This window comes from Pseudomonas sp. MIS38, assembly GCF_019891575.1.
GTDB lineage: Bacteria > Pseudomonadota > Gammaproteobacteria > Pseudomonadales > Pseudomonadaceae > Aquipseudomonas > Aquipseudomonas putida_A.
Map to the genome: position 1 here is coordinate 123872 of NZ_JAFLXF010000004.1, position 16252 is coordinate 140123.

At 61.5% G+C, this 16252-nt stretch carries 15 protein-coding genes and 3 pseudogenes; 11 read left to right on the forward strand and 7 right to left on the reverse strand.

All coding sequences use genetic code 11. The annotated features are described in order from the left end of the window. The first annotated feature begins 13 nt into the window (after positions 1 to 13). Genes J1G18_RS07540 through J1G18_RS07565 form a run of 6 tightly spaced genes read left to right on the forward strand, consistent with a single transcriptional unit; the run spans position 14 to position 3959 of the window. A complete protein-coding gene (locus J1G18_RS07540; protein WP_223007359.1) occupies positions 14 to 391 on the forward strand; it encodes a GPW/gp25 family protein in 378 nt (125 codons plus the stop codon). After that, positions 375 to 1496, forward strand: a complete 1122-nt coding sequence (locus J1G18_RS07545; RefSeq protein ID WP_223007360.1) for a baseplate J/gp47 family protein — start codon at positions 375 to 377, stop codon at positions 1494 to 1496. The genes J1G18_RS07540 and J1G18_RS07545 overlap by 17 nt, the downstream gene beginning before the upstream one ends. Then, positions 1489 to 2043 (forward strand): phage tail protein I, encoded by a 555-nt coding sequence (locus J1G18_RS07550; RefSeq protein WP_223007361.1) that lies wholly within the window; start codon positions 1489 to 1491, stop codon positions 2041 to 2043. The genes J1G18_RS07545 and J1G18_RS07550 overlap by 8 nt, the downstream gene beginning before the upstream one ends. Further along, positions 2043 to 2897, forward strand: coding sequence for a glycine-rich domain-containing protein (locus J1G18_RS07555; RefSeq protein ID WP_223007362.1), 855 nt, complete (start codon positions 2043 to 2045; stop codon positions 2895 to 2897). The genes J1G18_RS07550 and J1G18_RS07555 overlap by 1 nt, the downstream gene beginning before the upstream one ends. A 49-nt stretch (positions 2898 to 2946) precedes the next feature. Then, positions 2947 to 3147, forward strand: a complete 201-nt coding sequence (locus J1G18_RS07560) for a Com family DNA-binding transcriptional regulator (protein ID WP_223007363.1) — start codon at positions 2947 to 2949, stop codon at positions 3145 to 3147. Beyond that, positions 3108 to 3959, forward strand: coding sequence for a DNA cytosine methyltransferase (locus J1G18_RS07565; protein WP_223007364.1), 852 nt, complete (start codon positions 3108 to 3110; stop codon positions 3957 to 3959). The genes J1G18_RS07560 and J1G18_RS07565 overlap by 40 nt, the downstream gene beginning before the upstream one ends. A gap of 252 nt (positions 3960 to 4211) precedes the next feature. Here J1G18_RS07565 and J1G18_RS28365 read toward each other — a convergent pair whose 3' ends face one another. From J1G18_RS28365 to J1G18_RS07575, 3 genes and pseudogenes are all read right to left on the reverse strand, one after another. Beyond that, positions 4212 to 5033 carry a methyl-accepting chemotaxis protein gene (locus J1G18_RS28365; protein ID WP_400496309.1) on the reverse strand — a complete coding sequence of 274 codons (822 nt, stop codon included), beginning with the start codon at positions 5031 to 5033 and terminating at the stop codon, positions 4212 to 4214. A gap of 36 nt (positions 5034 to 5069) precedes the next feature. Then, positions 5070 to 5894: pseudogene (locus J1G18_RS28370) on the reverse strand (cache domain-containing protein); the annotation flags it as partial. Between the two features lie 196 nt (positions 5895 to 6090). After that, entirely contained in the window at positions 6091 to 7410 is a 1320-nt protein-coding gene (locus tag J1G18_RS07575; RefSeq protein ID WP_097087731.1) for a Na+/H+ antiporter family protein, read from the reverse strand. A gap of 776 nt (positions 7411 to 8186) precedes the next feature. On the opposite strand from J1G18_RS07575, the pseudogene J1G18_RS28375 reads away from it, so the two are divergent. Both J1G18_RS28375 and J1G18_RS28380 read left to right on the forward strand, forming a co-directional pair. Further along, positions 8187 to 9155 (forward strand): annotated as a pseudogene (locus J1G18_RS28375) (HAMP domain-containing protein); the annotation flags it as partial. Between the two features lie 264 nt (positions 9156 to 9419). Continuing rightward, a pseudogene (locus tag J1G18_RS28380) lies at positions 9420 to 10013 on the forward strand (methyl-accepting chemotaxis protein); the annotation flags it as partial. 124 nt (positions 10014 to 10137) lie between these two features. Here J1G18_RS28380 and J1G18_RS07585 read toward each other — a convergent pair. From J1G18_RS07585 to J1G18_RS07600, 4 genes are read right to left on the reverse strand one after another with little or no spacing between them, the layout of a single operon-like run. Further along, positions 10138 to 11451, reverse strand: coding sequence for a sensor histidine kinase (locus tag J1G18_RS07585; RefSeq protein ID WP_098968034.1), 1314 nt, complete (start codon positions 11449 to 11451; stop codon positions 10138 to 10140). After that, the gene (locus tag J1G18_RS07590; protein WP_003223514.1) at positions 11448 to 12116 is read right to left on the reverse strand and encodes a response regulator transcription factor; all 669 of its coding nucleotides are present in this window, start codon (positions 12114 to 12116) and stop codon (positions 11448 to 11450) included. The genes J1G18_RS07585 and J1G18_RS07590 overlap by 4 nt, the downstream gene beginning before the upstream one ends. Positions 12117 to 12119: 3 nt before the next feature. Further along, the gene (locus J1G18_RS07595) at positions 12120 to 12431 is read right to left on the reverse strand and encodes a PepSY domain-containing protein (RefSeq protein ID WP_027613999.1); all 312 of its coding nucleotides are present in this window, start codon (positions 12429 to 12431) and stop codon (positions 12120 to 12122) included. After that, positions 12431 to 12739 (reverse strand): PepSY domain-containing protein, encoded by a 309-nt coding sequence (locus J1G18_RS07600; protein WP_223007365.1) that lies wholly within the window; start codon positions 12737 to 12739, stop codon positions 12431 to 12433. Before J1G18_RS07600 ends, J1G18_RS07595 begins: the two co-directional genes overlap by 1 nt. A 261-nt stretch (positions 12740 to 13000) precedes the next feature. Between J1G18_RS07600 and J1G18_RS07605 the strand changes: the two genes are divergently transcribed. The 3 genes from J1G18_RS07605 (at position 13001) to codB (ending at position 16251) form a co-directional block, all read left to right on the forward strand. Beyond that, entirely contained in the window at positions 13001 to 14080 is a 1080-nt protein-coding gene (locus J1G18_RS07605) for a patatin-like phospholipase family protein (RefSeq protein WP_098968033.1), read from the forward strand. 95 nt (positions 14081 to 14175) lie between these two features. Then, positions 14176 to 14532, forward strand: coding sequence for a 6-carboxytetrahydropterin synthase QueD (gene queD / locus J1G18_RS07610; protein ID WP_007915588.1), 357 nt, complete (start codon positions 14176 to 14178; stop codon positions 14530 to 14532). Positions 14533 to 14979: 447 nt separating this feature from the next. Then, complete coding sequence (codB, locus tag J1G18_RS07615; protein WP_223007366.1) at positions 14980 to 16251, forward strand: cytosine permease; 1272 nt, start codon at positions 14980 to 14982, stop codon at positions 16249 to 16251. Position 16252 lies beyond the last annotated feature (1 nt).

A 16252-nucleotide genomic window follows, 5' to 3' on the forward strand; every position in this document is an offset into this window, starting at 1 on the left:
GCATCATGGGCCAATGACAACGCCCATCCCCCACACAAGCATCACCGCAGCCCACTGGCAGCCCGCACTCGGTACCACCGGCGAAGTCGTCGAGGGCCTACGCGACATCGACCAGTCCTTGCGCATCATCCTCACCACCCCCAAGGGCAGCGACCCACATCGCCCAGAATTTGGCAGCAACTTACACCTCTACCTCGACTGGCTCACCAACCGCGTCACGCCACACTTGGTACGCGAGGCCATCGAGTCCATCCGCCACTGGGAGCCGCGCGTTTCAGTAATCGCGGTACTCACCCAAATCAACGCCCAGCAAATCATCGTGCGCGTGCAATGGCGTGTCACCGGCCAGCTACCCCAGCTAACCGAGGTCCCTTATGCGCGAACTGCCTAAACCCCAATTCATCAAAATCGACCCCGCAGCACTCGAGGCTGAACTGATCGCCCGCTACGAACAAAAGTCCGGAAAAACCCTGTACCCAGCCCAAATCGAACGGCTCTACATCGACCAGATCGCCTACGCCGTCTCCCGCTTACAAATGAGCATCCAACACGCCGGCGAACAACTCTTGGTGCGATTCGCCCGCGGCCCAATCCTCGACTACCTCGGCGAACTGGTCGCCACACCCAGGTTGCTGGCAAGAGCCGCACGCTGCACCTTACGCTTCAGCCTACCGACCACACCAACCCAACCACTATTGATCCGGACCGGCACACAGGTCAGCACCCAAGACGCCAAGCTGATTTTCATTACCGACAAAGACGTGATACTGGCCGCCAACCAAACCCAAGTGACCGTCACCGCCAACTGCCTGACGGCGGGTGAACAGGGCAACGGCTGGACGGCTGGCCAGATCAACGTCCTCGGCAACCCACCCATAGCAGGCCTCATCGCCAGCAACACAACAATCACCGCCGACGGCGTCGAAGATGAAAACGACGACCGCTACCGCGAACGCATCATCCTGGCCCCCGAAGCCTTCAGCAACGCAGGCAGCCGAGCCGCCTACCGCTACCACGCGCTGGCCGTGCACCAATCCATCGTCGATGTCGCCGTACACGGCCCGGACGAGGGCCAACCCGACGGTCACGTGGCGTTGTACCCACTGACCGCCGACGGCCTGCCAACACCGCAACTGCTACAAGACATCCAGCGCCAGATCAGCGGCGAAAAACTGCGCCCGCTATGCGACACCGTCCACGCCATTGCCCCGATCGAAGTCAAATATGAAATCAATGCAAACCTCACGTTCTACGAGACCGCCGATCGCAGGGCCGCCATGGCCGCAGCCCAAACAGCAGCCGACACCTACGCGAAGGAGTGCAGCGCCGCACTCGGACGCGACCTCGTACCCGAACAACTCACCGCCACACTACAAGTCCCGGGCGTATATCGCGCCGACCTGCAAATGCCGCAAAAAATTCGTGAGCTGAACAGCAACGAGTGGGCGCACTGCACCGCAATCAAACTGATCGACACCGGGGTGGTCCATGGCTGACCAACCGCTATCACCTGCGTTGGCCGGCGACGAACGTTTCGCACTGCTGTGTCAACTGATCGACCATTCATTAGCCGACCTCGACCGCAACGCTATGCTGGTCTACCTGATCGACCTGGTGAAACCCAAACTACTGTCACACCTGGCCGACCAGTTCTCACTGCTCGACGAAGCCGCCTGGCAACTAGCCGAATCCGAACAAGCTAAACGCAACCTCATCAAAAACGCCATCGAACTTCACCGTTTCAAGGGCACCCCTTGGGCGATCCGTGAGGTCATCCGCCTGCTGGGCTTCGGCGAAGTCACCCTCCAAGAGGGGGCACAAACAAACCCCGACACCGGGCAGAACACCCAAACGATCTGGCCGCTGTATCGCGTCATCCTCAAACGCATCATCACCAACGACCAAGCGGTGCTCCTGCGCCGCGTTCTTCTGTCCGTCGCGCCGGCACGCTGCCGCCTGGTCTCACTCGACTACCAGTCTGTCGCCATCCGCTACAACGCAGTCGCCCGCTACGACGGCCAATACAACCATGGAAGCAGCTAATGGCCGACTTACCCGAAACCAACGAATGGACGCCCGGCGTCTACCAGATCGAAACCTCCGACCCGGTCGTAGGTGGACCAGACGGCGTTACAAACCTGCCGATCAAACAACTGACAAACCGCACGCTGTGGCTCAAAGAAAAACTCGAATCACTGCGAGCCGTTGCGGAAAAAATTATTCATGCCACCGAAAAAGCAGCAGGTATGGCGCGCATCGCGACCAAGTACGCCGTTAAAGCCGGAACCGAAACCAACACCATCGTCACCCCTAAAACCCTCGCCGACCTTTACCCGTTTCGAGGTCGCAACGTCTATTCCAAACCTGGCGTTTACAACTGGGACGTACCCTCAGGCGTGACCAAAGCATGGGTCGTCGTAATCGGTGGTGGTGGCGGTGGTGCGCGATCCTCTACCTTTCCAGGTCCCTCAGGTGGTTCAGGCGGCGGCATCGCCAGAAAGCTTGTCGACTTACGCGGCGTGGTCTCCGTAACGATTACCGTAGGTGCGGGCGGTACAGGTGCTACCACTCCCGACACCACAGGTGGGGGTGGCAGCAACTCTTCATTCGGTACCTACCTGATCGCCACCGCTGGAAGAGGCGGTTTACTAGATGGCAACGCACCGCATGGCGGTACCGGCATGGGCGGAGACGAAAACGATTGCATTGGCGTCGCCGGGCATCCTGTCGGAAACGCTCGAAACAGCGGCTTCCTTGGCGGCGCCGGCGGCGGCGGCGAATCCGGCGCATCCTGGAACGACGACCGCAAACCCCAAACACCAGGCCACGGAGGCGGGGGGCGTGGTGGTAGCTCCGCTCCAGACGGTGCCGACGGACGCGTAACTATCCAATGGTGATCAACACCAAGAGTCGAACTGACGACTCCGCAACGCAATGGACATAACCATGCAAGACATCCGCTGTGGCCAATGCCACCGCAAACTCGCCACCGCGCGAGGCTTCACCGAACTGCAAATCAAGTGCCCGCGCTGCGGAACACTCAACCACCTGAAGGCCCCGAGCCTCCTATCCGAGTGCCCTGAGCATCTGCCCACAAGAGCGCAGAAATGCCCCAGCCCACCATTGGAAGCCTGTTCGCAGGCATAGGAGGATTTGATGCAGGATTCGAAAACGCAGGCTATCGCACTGCCTGGCAAGTGGAACTCAACCCCACCAACCGGGCTGTCCTTACCGACCGATTTCCACACGCCACCCAATACGAAGACGTGCGCCACTGCGGCGCGCACAACCTCAGCCCCGTTGACGTCATCACCGCAGGTTTTCCCTGCCAAGACATCAGCATCGCCGGCAGCAGACCCGGCAACCAAAAAACCCGAGGCCTGCGCGGCCAACGAAGCGGATTGTTTTGGGAAGTCATACGCATCCTCCAAGAAACACAACCTCGCTGGGTGGTGCTTGAGAATGTCGTTAACCTGCTCGCTATCAACGATAGCCAAGACTTTGAAACAGTCATCCGGGCCCTTGCGGACGGCGGGTATGTGGGATTCTGGCGAGTGCTTAATGCTCAATATTTCGGAGTCCCCCAGCAACGTCGTCGAGTATTCCTGGTCGCAGGTCATCGAAGAATGCCCCCCATGGAGCTGCTGGCTGACGCTGCGCCAGTGGAAGCAATACTTCCAGCGTCTCAGTCGCAGCACTGGCCACGCCCCGCGGATGCATGGGCTGCCAATACTCTATTGGCAAACAAAGCCGGCTCCCAAATCGCTATGGGCTGTACCACTTTCATCGCTCAACCGAACGGATGGCATCAGATGGCTGAGCGGCAGCGAGCGTCTGAAAATGATGGGCTTTGCCTCGGACTGGATGCGGCCAACCTTGCAGAAGCTTTCGCTGCCGGAAACGCCGTCGTCCCGCAAATCGCACAATGGATCGCCGAAAAACTCATAAAGGCAAACTAAGACCAACAGCGGGAACCCAGTTCCCGCTACCATTCCCGCAATACCTTTGCACCCCACGCAAAAGAACCCAACCCCAAATACCGCGCACTAAGGCCCAAGTTTTAAGCGCGCGGCATCACATGAGCGATCGGCTTTGAATCCATAATCGACTGGTTTTTTCAGGTCGATGTATGACGCGAGACGCTGCGGTCGGTTCCCTCTCCCCCCGGGAGAGGGCTAGGTTGAGGGCCCGCTTGAGGATTCACACAATTATCAGATGCGGAACTGGCCCACCAGCTTGCCCAATCGCTGGCCAAGTTCGGCCAGGCTGCGCGAAGTCTGCGCGCCCAACTGGGTCTCATCCGCCACGCTGTCCACCGCCACCGCGATCTGATGCACGCTGCGGTTGATCTCTTCGGCCACCGCGGTTTGTTCCTCGGCTGCGCTGGCGATCTGCGCGTTCATCGAGTTGATCGTCGCGATCAGGTCAGCCATGGCATCCAGCGACGCCCCGGCCTGATTGGCCTGCGCCGAAGTGCCATCGCCCGCTTCACTGGAACGGCGCATCGCCTCGACCGCCGACTGCGTGCCGGCCTGCAGGCGATCGATCATGCCCTGAATTTCCTGAGTGCTGATCTGCGTGCGGCTGGCCAGTGCCCGCACTTCGTCCGCCACCACTGCAAAGCCGCGCCCGGCCTCCCCGGCGCGTGCCGCTTCAATCGCCGCGTTCAGCGCCAAGAGGTTGGTCTGCTCGGCAATCGAACGGATCACCCCAAGCACGCCGACAATCGACGACACGTCCTGCTGCAGGCTGTCGAGCGACACGCCGCTGCTGCGAATGTCATCCACCAGCGCATGAATCTGTTTGATGCTGCCGGCCACCACGCGTTTGGCGCTCTGGCCTTCTTCGTCGGTCTGCTGCGCGGCGACCGCAGCGTTCTGCGCGCTCTTGGCGACTTCCTGGGCAGCGGCGGACATCTCGTTGATCGCCGTGGCGACCTGATCGGTCTCGTGGCGCTGACGCTCCATCGCCTGATCGGAACGCTGGGCCTGATCCGACACCTGGGTCACCAGGCCGGTGAGTTGCGTGGTCATCTCGGTGATCTGCCGCACCAGACCGTGGATCTTGTCGACGAAGCGGTTGAACGAGCCGGCCAGTTCGCCGAGTTCGTCCTGGCTGGTGATGTTCAACCGGCGCGTGAGATCGCCCTCGCCCGCCGCGATGTCGTCGAGGTTGGCTTTCATCAGGTTCAACGGGCGCAGAATGGTGTTGGCCAGCAGCATCCCCGCGATGGCAATCACCAGCAGCACCAGCACCGCCACGCCGACGATGCTGAGGATCACGCCTTGCATGCGCTCCTGCACTTGCGCCTCGACCACTGCCACTTGCGCTTCAATGCCGTCGAGGTTGACCGAGGTACCGACCGCCATATCCCACTTCGCCAGGTACTCGGTGTAGCCGAGTTTCGGCACCAGCACGCTGGCATTGCCCGGCAGCGGCGAGCTGTATTGCAAATAGTGGGTGCCTTCCTTCGCCACTTTCACCAGGCCGAGGTTGACGTAGACGCCATTCGGGTCGCGGTTGTCCTTGAAGCTTTTGCCCACGCCTTCGGGGTCGTTGGCCTTGAACAGGCGCACGGTCTCGGAGTCGTAGCCGAAGAAGTAGCCGTCCTTGCCGTAGCGGATGCCCGACAGCAGCTTGATCGCCTGCGCCCGCGCCGCGTTGTCACCGGGGGCGGCTGCGTCGTACAGCGGTTTGATCGTGGTCATGGCCACAGCGACGTAACTTTGCAGCGTGGCCTTGGCGTCGGCGAGCAGGCGCTCGCGGGTCTGTTCGACTTCGGTGTGCGCCTGTTGCTGGAGGATAAACAGCGTGGTCAGGCTGATGACCAGCGCAAAGAGCAGCACCGGCAGGACGGCAAGGGACAGGACTTTGGCCTTGAGACTCAAGCGCATGGGGGGGCTCACTCTTTTGGTTTTATTGGCGTGGTTAAAGGCGTTAACGGCACGCGAAAGCAAAAGTTGAGCGGGGGTTCACCGCATTCCTCTGTGGGAGCGGGCTTGCTCGCGAAGGGCGTCGTGTCAGTCAACATTTATGTTTCTGATACACCGCTTTCGCGAGCAAGCCCGCTCCCACAGAGGATTGGCGGGTTTAGAGGACCATCGCGGCCACCCAACCGAACGCCAGCAGCGGCAGGTTGTAGTGCAGGAAGGTCGGGACCACGGTGTCCCAGATGTGGTGATGCTGGCCATCGACATTCAGACCGGAGGTCGGGCCCAGCGTCGAGTCCGAGGCCGGCGAGCCGGTGTCGCCCAGCGCCCCGGCGGTGCCGACGATGCACACGATGGCCATCGGGCTGAAGCCCAGCTGCACGCACAGCGGCACGAAAATCGCCGCCAGAATCGGCACCGTGGAGAACGACGAGCCGATACCGATGGTCACCATCAGGCCCACCAGCAGCATCAACAGCGCGCCGATCGCCTGGCTGTGATCGATCCACGCCGCCGCGCTTTCGACCAGCGAGCGCACTTCGCCGGTAGCCTTGAGCACTTCGGCGAAACCCGAGGCGGAGATCATGATGAAGCCGATCATCGCCATCATCTTCATGCCTTCGGTGAACAGGTCGTCGGTCTCACGCCACTTGACGATGCCCGAGGCCGAGAAAATCAGGAACCCGGCCAGTGCGCCGATAATCATCGAATCCAGCAGCAACTGAATGATGAACGCGGCGGCAATCGCCAGACCGGCAATGGCGATGGTCTTCGGGTTGTACGCCACGCTGACTTGCTCGACTTGTTCGATCTTCTGCAGATCGTAAACGCGCTTCTTGCGATAGCTGAAAAACACCGCCAGCAACAGGCCGAAGACCATGCCCAGCGCCGGAATCGCCATGGCGTGCATGACGTTGATCTGGCTGATATCGACCCCGGCCTTGCTGACGTTGGCCAGCAGGATCTGGTTGAGGAAAATGTTGCCGAACCCCACCGGGAACACCATGTACGGGGTGATCAGGCCGAAGGTCATGACGCAGGCGATCAACCGGCGATCCAGCTGCAACTTGGTCAGTACATAAAGCAGCGGCGGCACCAGCAGCGGAATGAACGCAATGTGGATCGGCAGGATGTTCTGCGAGGCAATCGCCACCACCCACAGCAGGCCGATCAGCAGCCACTTGACGCTGCCGCCGCCGGTCGAATGCTGACGATCGACCATCGCCAGGGCCTTGTCGGCCAGCGCATGGGCCAGGCCGGACTTGGCAATCGCCACGGCGAAAGCGCCGAGCAACGCGTAGGACAACGCCACCGTCGCCCCGCCACCCAGGCCGCTGTTGAACGCCTTGAGCGTGGCGTCAATGCCCAGACCACCGGTCAGGCCACCGACCAGCGCACCGACGATCAGGGCGATCACCACGTGCACACGGGACAGGCTGAGGATCAGCATGACGCCGACCGCAGCAATCACTGCATTCATTTCACTACCTCAAAAACACTGCGATGAAATCATCACCGCCAGACAGGATGAGTCCGCCAACGGTTAACCGGCGGATTTGCAAAGAGGGTCTTATTAGAAGGGCGCGCACTGTGCCGCAGAGTGGCGGCGGTGTCAAAGCGAGCGGCTGAACTGAAATGTAACGGGCAATGGAGAACCCTGCGGTAAGGAGATCAATGTAACGGGCAATGGAGAACCGTGTGGCGAGGGGATTTATCCCCGATCGGCTGCGCAGCAGTCGCCAAACCTGACTATGCAATTTCTCTGAACGATTGTGAGGGCGGCTTCGCCCCCCCATCGGGGATAAATCCCCTCACCACAGGTATCTGATCGCCAGCATGCGGCAATTGGTCATATTGCGCTTGAACAATAAAGAAAGCCGAAACGCGGCCGTTACAGTGCAAAGTCTCAGATATTTATCGAATAAGGACGTCTCCATGTCGCTCAGACAACTTTCCATTCAATGGAAAATCACCCTGCTCGCCGGCCTGTGCCTGGCGGGCATCGTGACCCTGCTGGTGGGTCTTTCGCTGTATCGCATGGAGCACAGCTCCGAGCTGGTGAAGGCTTCGAGCATGGAGATGCTGACCGAGTCGGCCCAGGCGCGCATTGAGTCGCAGGGTGAGGTGCAGGCTGCCGGGATTCGTCAGCAGTTCATGGACGCCTATCAATACGGTCACGGTTTCTCGCGGCAGGTGCTGTTTTTGCGCGAGCAGGCGGAGAAGCGCTTCCTCGATGCCTTCGACCTGCGCGAAGACATGACCCGTCAGGTCAAGTCCGCGCTGCAAGCCAACCCGGATCTGCTCGGTCTGTCGCTGGTGTTCGAAGCCAACGCGCTGGATGGCAAGGATGAACTGTTCGCCGGTCAGGCCGAGCTGGGCAGCAACGACAAGGGCCGCTTCGCCCTGTACTGGTCGCAGCCGACTCCCGGCAAAGTCACCTCGATGGCCCTTCCGGAAAGCGACATGGCCGACACCAGCACCGGCCCCAGCGGTCAAGCCGCCAACGCCTGGTTCACCTGCCCGCGCACCACGCTCAAGCCGTGCGTGATCGAGCCGTACTTCTATGTGATCGACGGTCAGAACGTGCTGATGACCAGCATCGTCTTCCCGCTGATGGTCAACGGCAAAGTCATCGCCTCGCTGTCGGTGGACATCAATCTCAACAGCCTGCAGGCGATCAGCCAGGGCGCGAGCAAAAAACTCTACGACGGCCAGACCGCCGTGAGCATCATCAGCCCCACCGGCCTGCTCGCCGGCTACAGCCCGGACGCCAGCAAACTGAGCAAGCGCCTGGATGCCGTGGATACCGTCAGCGGCGCTGAACTGCTGCGTCAACTCGCCGCCAGCAGCAGCGTCAGCAGCCTGCACAGCAACGGCCAGTTGAAAGTGCTGTCGCCGTTCCAGCCGATCCCCGGCGGCCCGTCGTGGGGCGTGTTGCTCGACGTGCCGGAAAAGGTGCTGGTCAGCCGCGCCGAAGCGCTCAAGCAGCAACTGGACGCGAGCAACAACTCCGGCACCCTGATCGAACTGAGCCTTGGCGTGCTCGCAGCCCTGGTCGGCCTGCTGCTGGTGTGGCTGATGGCGCGCAGCGTGACCAAACCGATCCTCGGCGTGGCCAACATGCTCGAAGACATCGCCAGTGGCGAAGGTGATCTGACCCGGCGTCTGGCCTATGACAAGCAGGATGAACTCGGTCAACTGGCCGGCTGGTTCAACAAGTTCCTCGACAAGCTGCAGCCGATCATCGCCGAAGTGAAACGCTCGGTGCAGGACGCACGCAACACCGCCGACCAGTCTTCGGCCATCGCCACCCAGACCAGCGCCGGCATGGAGCAGCAATACCGTCAGGTCGATCAGGTCGCCACCGCCTCCCACGAAATGAGCGCCACCGCGCAGGACGTCGCACGCAGCGCCGCGCAAGCCGCCGAAGCCGCCAAGGACGCCGACCGCGCCACCCGTCAGGGCCTGACCGTGATCGACCGCACCACCGCGAGCATCGACACCCTCGCCGCCGACATGAGCGCGGCGATGGTTCAGGTCGAAGGCCTGGCTGCCAACAGCGAGAAGATCGGCACCGTGCTGGAAACCATCCGCGCCATCGCCGAACAGACCAATCTGTTGGCGCTCAACGCGGCGATCGAAGCAGCGCGTGCCGGTGAAGCCGGGCGTGGTTTTGCCGTGGTCGCCGACGAAGTGCGCAACCTCGCCCGCCGCACGCAGGAGTCGGTGGAAGAAACCCGTCAGGTCATCGAACAACTGCAGACCGGTACCCAGGATGTGGTGGGGTCGATGGGCAACAGCCATCGTCAGGCGCAGGGCAGTGTCGAACAGGTCGGGCAAGCGGTGACCGCACTGCGCCAGATCGGCGACGCGGTGACAGTGATCAGCGACATGAACCTGCAGATCGCCAGCGCGGCGGAAGAACAGAGCGCGGTGGCCGAGGAGATCAACAACAACGTCGCGACCATTCGTGACGTGACCGAATCGCTGTCCGGACAGGCCAATGAGTCGGCGCGGGTGAGCCAGTCGCTGAACAGCCTGGCGAATCAACAGCAGAGTCTGATGGATCAGTTCCGGGTCTGAAAACCATCACCGTCCCTGTAGGAGTGAGCCTGCTCGCGATAGCGGTTTGTCAGACACATTGATTTCGAATGTATCGGCGCAATCGCGAGCAGGCTCACTCCTACAGTTCTTTGGCAGGCAGGGGTTAGCGTTTAGGCAACTCGATCACCACCTTCAACCCGCCCCACTCACTCTCGCCCAGCACCAGCAACCCGCCCCACGTCTCGACGATATCACGCACAATTCCCAGCCCCAGGCCATGCCCGTCAGTCTGCTCGTCGAGCCGCGTGCCACGACTGAACACCTGAGTGCGTTGCTCCTCAGGAATCCCTGGCCCGTCATCTTCAACGCTCAGGGCGTAGCCATCTGTTCTTTCGATCACACTCAGACGCACCTCGGCGTCCGCCCATTTGCAGGCGTTGTCCAGCAAGTTGCCGAGCAGTTCCAGCAAGTCCTCGCGGTCCCACGGCAGTTGCAGCCCCGGCGGCGCGACGTAACTCAACGCCAGATGCTCGCCGTGGATCATGTTCAGCGTTGCCAGCAATCCCGGCAGTTCCGCGTCACAATCAAACAGCGCGCCGGGCAGCGCATCACCTGACAACCGCGCGCGATTAAGCTCGCGATTGAGCCGCTGTTGCACCTGCTCCAACTGTTCCTTGAGGATCTTGCGCAGCTCCGGGTGGGCATCGAGTTTTTCGCTCGACGCCAGACTCAAAAGCACCGCCAACGGCGTCTTCAGCGCATGTCCCAGATTGCCCAGCGCATTGCGTGAACGCTTGAGGCTGTCCTCGGTGTGCGCCAGCAGATGGTTGATCTGCGCCACCAGCGGCTCCAGCTCGACCGGCACCTGATCGTCCAGTTGCGAGCGCTGGCCCTGCTGCAACTGGGCGATCTGCTCGCGCGCCCGTTCCAGCGGCTTCAACGCGCGGCGCACCGTCAGCCGTTGCAGCAGCAGAATCAGCAGCAAACCGGCCAGGCCCAGCCCGAGGCCGATCTGGCGCATGCGCTGGAAACTCTCGCGCACCGGGGTGTAATCCTGGGCGACGCTGATCGAGATCGACTGCCCCAGACGTCGATAGTCCGAGCGCAATACCAGCAACTGCTGACCGTCCGGGCCCAGTTGCAGGTTGCTGTGCAAACCCGGGTGCTCCAGCAGCGGCAGATCCTGATCCCACAGCGAACGCGAGCGCCAGTGGCTGTCGGCAAAATCGATGCGGAAGTAATGCCCGGAAAACGGTCGCTGATAGGCCGGTGACAGATGCCGCTCATCCAGTTGCAAACCTTGCGGGCCACGCACCAGCGCGACCAGCAGGCTTTCGCTGTCGTTGCGCAGACCGGCCTCGAGATAACGCTGCAACCCGACTTCGAACAACCACAGACTGGTTTGCGCCAGCACCAGACCGACGATCACCATCACACTGATCAAGCCCAGGCTCAAACGGCGCTGGATCGACCTCACGAAGCTTGCCCGCCGAACAGGTAACCCTGGCCGCGACGGGTTTCGATCACCGCTTTACCCAGCTTGCGCCGCAGGTGGTTGACGTGAACTTCGAGGACGTTGGAATCGCGCTCGGTTTCGCCGTCGTAGAGGTGCTCGGCGAGGTGGGTTTTCGACAGGATCTGTTCCGGGTGCAGCATGAAATAACGCAGCAGACGGAATTCGGCGGCAGTCAGCTGAATCTCGCTGCCGTCGCGGATCACGCACTGGCGACCTTCATCCAGATGCAGGCCGGCCGCCTTGAGCGTTGGCTGATTGGCCTGGCCCTTGGAGCGGCGCAGCAACGACTGCACCCGCAAGTGCAGTTCTTCAGGATGGAACGGTTTGGTCAGGTAATCGTCGGCGCCGGCCTTCAGGCCTTCGATGCGCTCGGCCCAGGAATCGCGGGCGGTGAGGATCAGCACCGGGGTCGACAGGCCACCGGCGCGCCATTGCGCCAGCACCTCCAGCCCGGGAACGCCGGGCAGGCCGAGGTCGAGAATGATCAGGTCATAGGGCTCGCTGCTACCCTGATAGACCGCATCGCGTCCGTCCGCCAGCCAGTCCACCGCGTAGCCTTGGCGCTGCAGGCCGGCGATCAGTTCGTCGGCGAGCGGCACGTGGTCTTCCACCAGAAGCAAACGCATCGGTCAATCTTCCTTGTCTTTGAGTAATTGGCCGGTATCGGCTTTCAGGTGCAGCTCGCGCGCCACGCCCTCGACCGTCAGCAGCTCGACTTCATAAACATAGACGTCGTGCTTTTCCTCCAGCTCGACCTCCAGCAGTTTGGCCCCCGGATAGCGATCCAGCGCCTGTTGCAGCACCTGCTCCAGCGGCAGGATCACGCCCTGCTGACGCAGCTTCAGCGCTTCGTCCTGATCGAGGTCGCGGGCCATCGCCGCCGAGCAAACAATTACAAGCGCCAACGCCGTGCGGCTGGTGGCGCGAACATTAACCTTCATTACGTATCCTGATGATCCTTGAGAACCTGCCCAGTGACCGCGTCTAATTCCAGATCCCACTCCAGCCCTTGCGGATCACGCATTTCGACCTGGTAGACATACTTGCCGTACTCCTCTTCCAGCTCGGTTTCGGTGATGGTCGAGCCCGGGTGTCTGGCCAGCGCCGTGGCGTTGAGCTTCTCGAAGGAGACGATAGTACCAGCGTCGCGCAGGCGCAGGGCTTCATCGGGGCCAAGATCGCGGGCGTGGGCGAGGCTGGCGGTCAGGCCGATGATCGCGGCAATGGACAGGGCAGTCAGGGTTTTCATGGGTGTCTCCGTGTTTTTATGTGCAGCTACGGTCGGCACCATAGCGGTGCGAACTTAACTGAAACTGAATTGCCATCATTGCGCCTGACACCAACCTCATTTGCAGATTCATGCAAAACCCTGTGGGAGCGGGCTTGCTCGCGAAGGCGGCTGGTCAGCAATAATGATGGCGACTGACACACCGCTTTCGCGAGCAAGCCCGCTCCCACAGGGTCAAGTAGTGCGCCTATAATCCAAAGCTTGCTAACGATCGAGACCGGTATGACTGCCATCCACATCAAGTTCCCTGCCCTTACCCTCAAGGCCGGCCCTCGGGCCATGGCGCGCATTCGTGCCCAAGGCCTGAACGCCGCTGACGTCGGCACCCTGCCCGGTGCGGCCGGCGGGCCGAAGGCATTGGGGATTCAAGGGCTGGATCTGGCGTTGTTCGGTGAGTGGCTGCCGAGCGCGCCGCGTGAGCGCTCGCTGATCGGCGCGTCGGTCGGTTCCTGGCGCTTCGCCAGCGCCTGTCTGCCGGACGCCGCTGAAGGCATCCGCCGCCTCGGTCAGTTGTACGCCGAGCAGAACTTCAACAAAGGCGTGACCATGGCCGAGATCAGCCAGAGCTCGCAGCGCATGCTCAATGACCTGCTCGACGGCCGCGACGCCAGCATCCTCAACAACGCCGACTACCGCCTGAACATCATGGTGGTGAAAAGCCACGGACGCCTGGCCGACGATCATCGTGGCCGCCTCGGTCTGGCGCTGGGCTCGGTGATTGCCGATAACCTGCGCGGTCGCGCGCGGCTGTCGCGGCACTTCGAACGCCTGATCATTCACGACCCGCGCCTTGCCCCGCCGTTGAATGCGCTGAATGACTTTCCGTCGCGCTTCGTCGCCCTCGACGCCGGCAATCTGCGCCAGGCGCTGCTGGCCTCGGGATCGATCCCGATGGTCATGGAAGGCGTGCGTGACCTGCCGGGTGCCGGTGCCGGCACGTTCCGCGATGGCGGGCTGCTCGACTACCACCTCGACCTGCCCTACAGCGGCGACGGCATCGTGCTCTATCCGCACTTCACCGACCGGGTGATTCCGGGCTGGTTCGACAAGACTCTGCCCTGGCGCAAGGCCTCGGTCGAGCGCTTGCAGGACGTGCTGCTGCTCGCGCCATCGAAGGAATATCTGGCGCGCCTGCCCTACGGCAAACTGCCGGATCGTAACGACTTCAAGCGCTTCATGGGCGATGCGCCGAGTCGGCAGAAATACTGGCACGCGGCGATGGACGAAAGCCGGCGACTGGGCGACGAGTTTCTCGAACTGGCGGCCAACGGTCGCCTCGCCGAGCGCTTGCTGACCCTTTAGTCAGTGTTTTCCCGCATCGCCAAACACAAGCTGGTAAACTCGCCGCCTGCCCGAATCGCTGCGGCGAACGCCACCTGAACAGAGCCGAAAATACTGTGGAAATTTTCAAAGAGTTTACTTTCGAATCCGCCCACCGCCTGCCGCACGTACCGGACGGCCACAAGTGCGGACGCCTGCACGGTCACTCGTTCAAGGTGGCGCTGCACCTGAGCGGCGACCTCGATCCGCACACCGGCTGGATCCGCGATTTCTCCGAGATCAAGGCGATTTTCAAGCCGCTGTACGAGCGTCTGGACCACAACTACCTGAACGACATTCCCGGCCTGGAAAACCCGACCAGCGAAGTCCTGGCCAAATTCATCTGGAATGAAATGAAGCCCCTGCTGCCGGAACTCAGCGCGATCCGCATTCACGAGACCTGCACCAGCGGTTGCATCTATCGCGGTGAATGATCCAACACAATCCCCCCTGTAGGAGTGAGCCTGCTCGCGATAGCGGTTTGTCAGACACATTGATTTCAGATGTGCCGATGCCATCGCGAGCAGGCTCACTCCTACAAAGGATTGATGTTTTGTCAGGAAAATAGAGAACAGCCCCCGAGGCTGTTTTTTTATGCCTGTGCTTTTTGGCTTACCGCGACATCCCCGACATCTGCCCCCCACACAGTTCAAAACTGTGGGAGCGGGCTTGCTCGCGAAAGCCGTGTATCAGTCGCCATCTGCATTGGCTGACCGGGCGCATCCGCGAGCAAGCCCGCTCCCACATTGGGCCTGTATGTGTTCTGGTGCACTGCTTTCGCGCCGAAATCCCTGACTCGGCTATACATAATCCGCATAACGGTCTTTGGCACGACCACTGCAACTTGCTTCGCGTCTCCCCAATCCAGCAAGGAACGCCCCATGACGCAGAACGACCCCGGCAACGACTACCCCCTCAGCGAAGTCCCGATGCATGCGCGAAAAGGCCTGGCCTCGACCGCCATGGTGCTGCTCGGTTTCACCTTCTTCACCGCAACCATGTTCGCCGGCGGCAAGCTCGGTGTGGCGTTCAGTTTTGGCGAGATGCTGGCGGTGATCATCGTCGGTAACCTGCTGCTCGGTCTGTATGCGGCAGGCCTCGGTTATATCGCCTTCAAGAGCGGGCTTAATTCGGTACTGATGGGGCGGTTCTGTTTTGGCGAAGTCGGCAGCAAGCTCAGCGACCTGATCCTCGGTTTCACCCAGATCGGCTGGTACGCCTGGGGCACTGCGACCGCCGCCGTGGTGCTCGGCAAATACTTCGATCTGGGGCAAGGCACAGTGCTCGGCTTGATGGTGCTGTTCGGCCTGGTGTTCTGCGCCACGGCGTATATCGGTTATCGCGGCCTGGAGATCCTGTCGTACATCGCGGTGCCGGCGATGATGTTGCTGCTGATGCTGTCGATGTGGGTCGCGACGGTAAAAGTCGGTGGCCTCGAAGGTTTGCTCAGCGTGGTGCCGACGAGTTCGCTGGACTGGTCGACCGCGATCACGCTGGTGTTCGGCACCTTCGTCAGCGGCGCGACCCAGGCGACCAACTGGACACGCTTCTCGCGCTCGGCACGGGTTGCCGTGCTGGCGAGCCTGATCGGATTTTTCATCGGCAATGGCTTGATGGTGCTGATCGGTGCCTACGGCGCGATCGTCTATCAGCAGCCCGACGTGGTTGAAGTGTTGCTGCTGCAAGGTTTCGCCATGGCCGCAATGGCCATGCTGCTACTGAATATCTGGAGTACCCAGGACAACACTATTTACAACTTCGCCGTCGCCGGCTGCAACCTGCTGCGCACCGGGCGGCGCAAAACCGTGACCCTGGCCGGCGCGGTGATCGGCACCCTGCTCGCCCTGCTGGGCATGTACGACATGCTGGTGCCGTACCTGATTCTGCTCGGTACGGTGATTCCGCCGATTGGCGGGGTGATCATGGCCGACTTTTTCTTCCGCTGGCGCGGGCGCTATCCACGTCTGGCCGACGCACGGCTGCCGGCGTTCAACTGGCCGGGGCTGGGGGCTTACGCGGTCGGCACGCTCACTGCGTTCCACTCGCCCTGGGTCGCGCCGCTGGTAGGGATTGCCGCCGCCGCGCTAACGTATGTCATCGTCACCAGCCTGCTCGGCGCCCGTCGCGCCAGTGCGCCACTACCAGACCTATAAG

Coding starts and splice junctions, on each gene's coding strand:
- J1G18_RS07540 (WP_223007359.1), top strand. CDS start 14: ATGACAACGCCCATCCCCCACACAAGCATCACCGCAGCCCACTGGCAG.
- J1G18_RS07545 (WP_223007360.1), top strand. CDS start 375: ATGCGCGAACTGCCTAAACCCCAATTCATCAAAATCGACCCCGCAGCA.
- J1G18_RS07550 (WP_223007361.1), top strand. CDS start 1,489: ATGGCTGACCAACCGCTATCACCTGCGTTGGCCGGCGACGAACGTTTC.
- J1G18_RS07555 (WP_223007362.1), top strand. CDS start 2,043: ATGGCCGACTTACCCGAAACCAACGAATGGACGCCCGGCGTCTACCAG.
- J1G18_RS07560 (WP_223007363.1), top strand. CDS start 2,947: ATGCAAGACATCCGCTGTGGCCAATGCCACCGCAAACTCGCCACCGCG.
- J1G18_RS07565 (WP_223007364.1), top strand. CDS start 3,108: ATGCCCCAGCCCACCATTGGAAGCCTGTTCGCAGGCATAGGAGGATTT.
- J1G18_RS28365 (WP_400496309.1), bottom strand. CDS start 5,033: ATGACCACGCAACTCACCGGCCTGGTGACCCAGGTGTCGGATCAGGCC.
- J1G18_RS07575 (WP_097087731.1), bottom strand. CDS start 7,410: ATGAATGCAGTGATTGCTGCGGTCGGCGTCATGCTGATCCTCAGCCTG.
- J1G18_RS07590 (WP_003223514.1), bottom strand. CDS start 12,116: ATGCGTTTGCTTCTGGTGGAAGACCACGTGCCGCTCGCCGACGAACTG.
- J1G18_RS07595 (WP_027613999.1), bottom strand. CDS start 12,431: ATGAAGGTTAATGTTCGCGCCACCAGCCGCACGGCGTTGGCGCTTGTA.
- J1G18_RS07600 (WP_223007365.1), bottom strand. CDS start 12,739: ATGAAAACCCTGACTGCCCTGTCCATTGCCGCGATCATCGGCCTGACC.
- J1G18_RS07605 (WP_098968033.1), top strand. CDS start 13,001: ATGACTGCCATCCACATCAAGTTCCCTGCCCTTACCCTCAAGGCCGGC.
- codB (WP_223007366.1), top strand. CDS start 14,980: ATGACGCAGAACGACCCCGGCAACGACTACCCCCTCAGCGAAGTCCCG.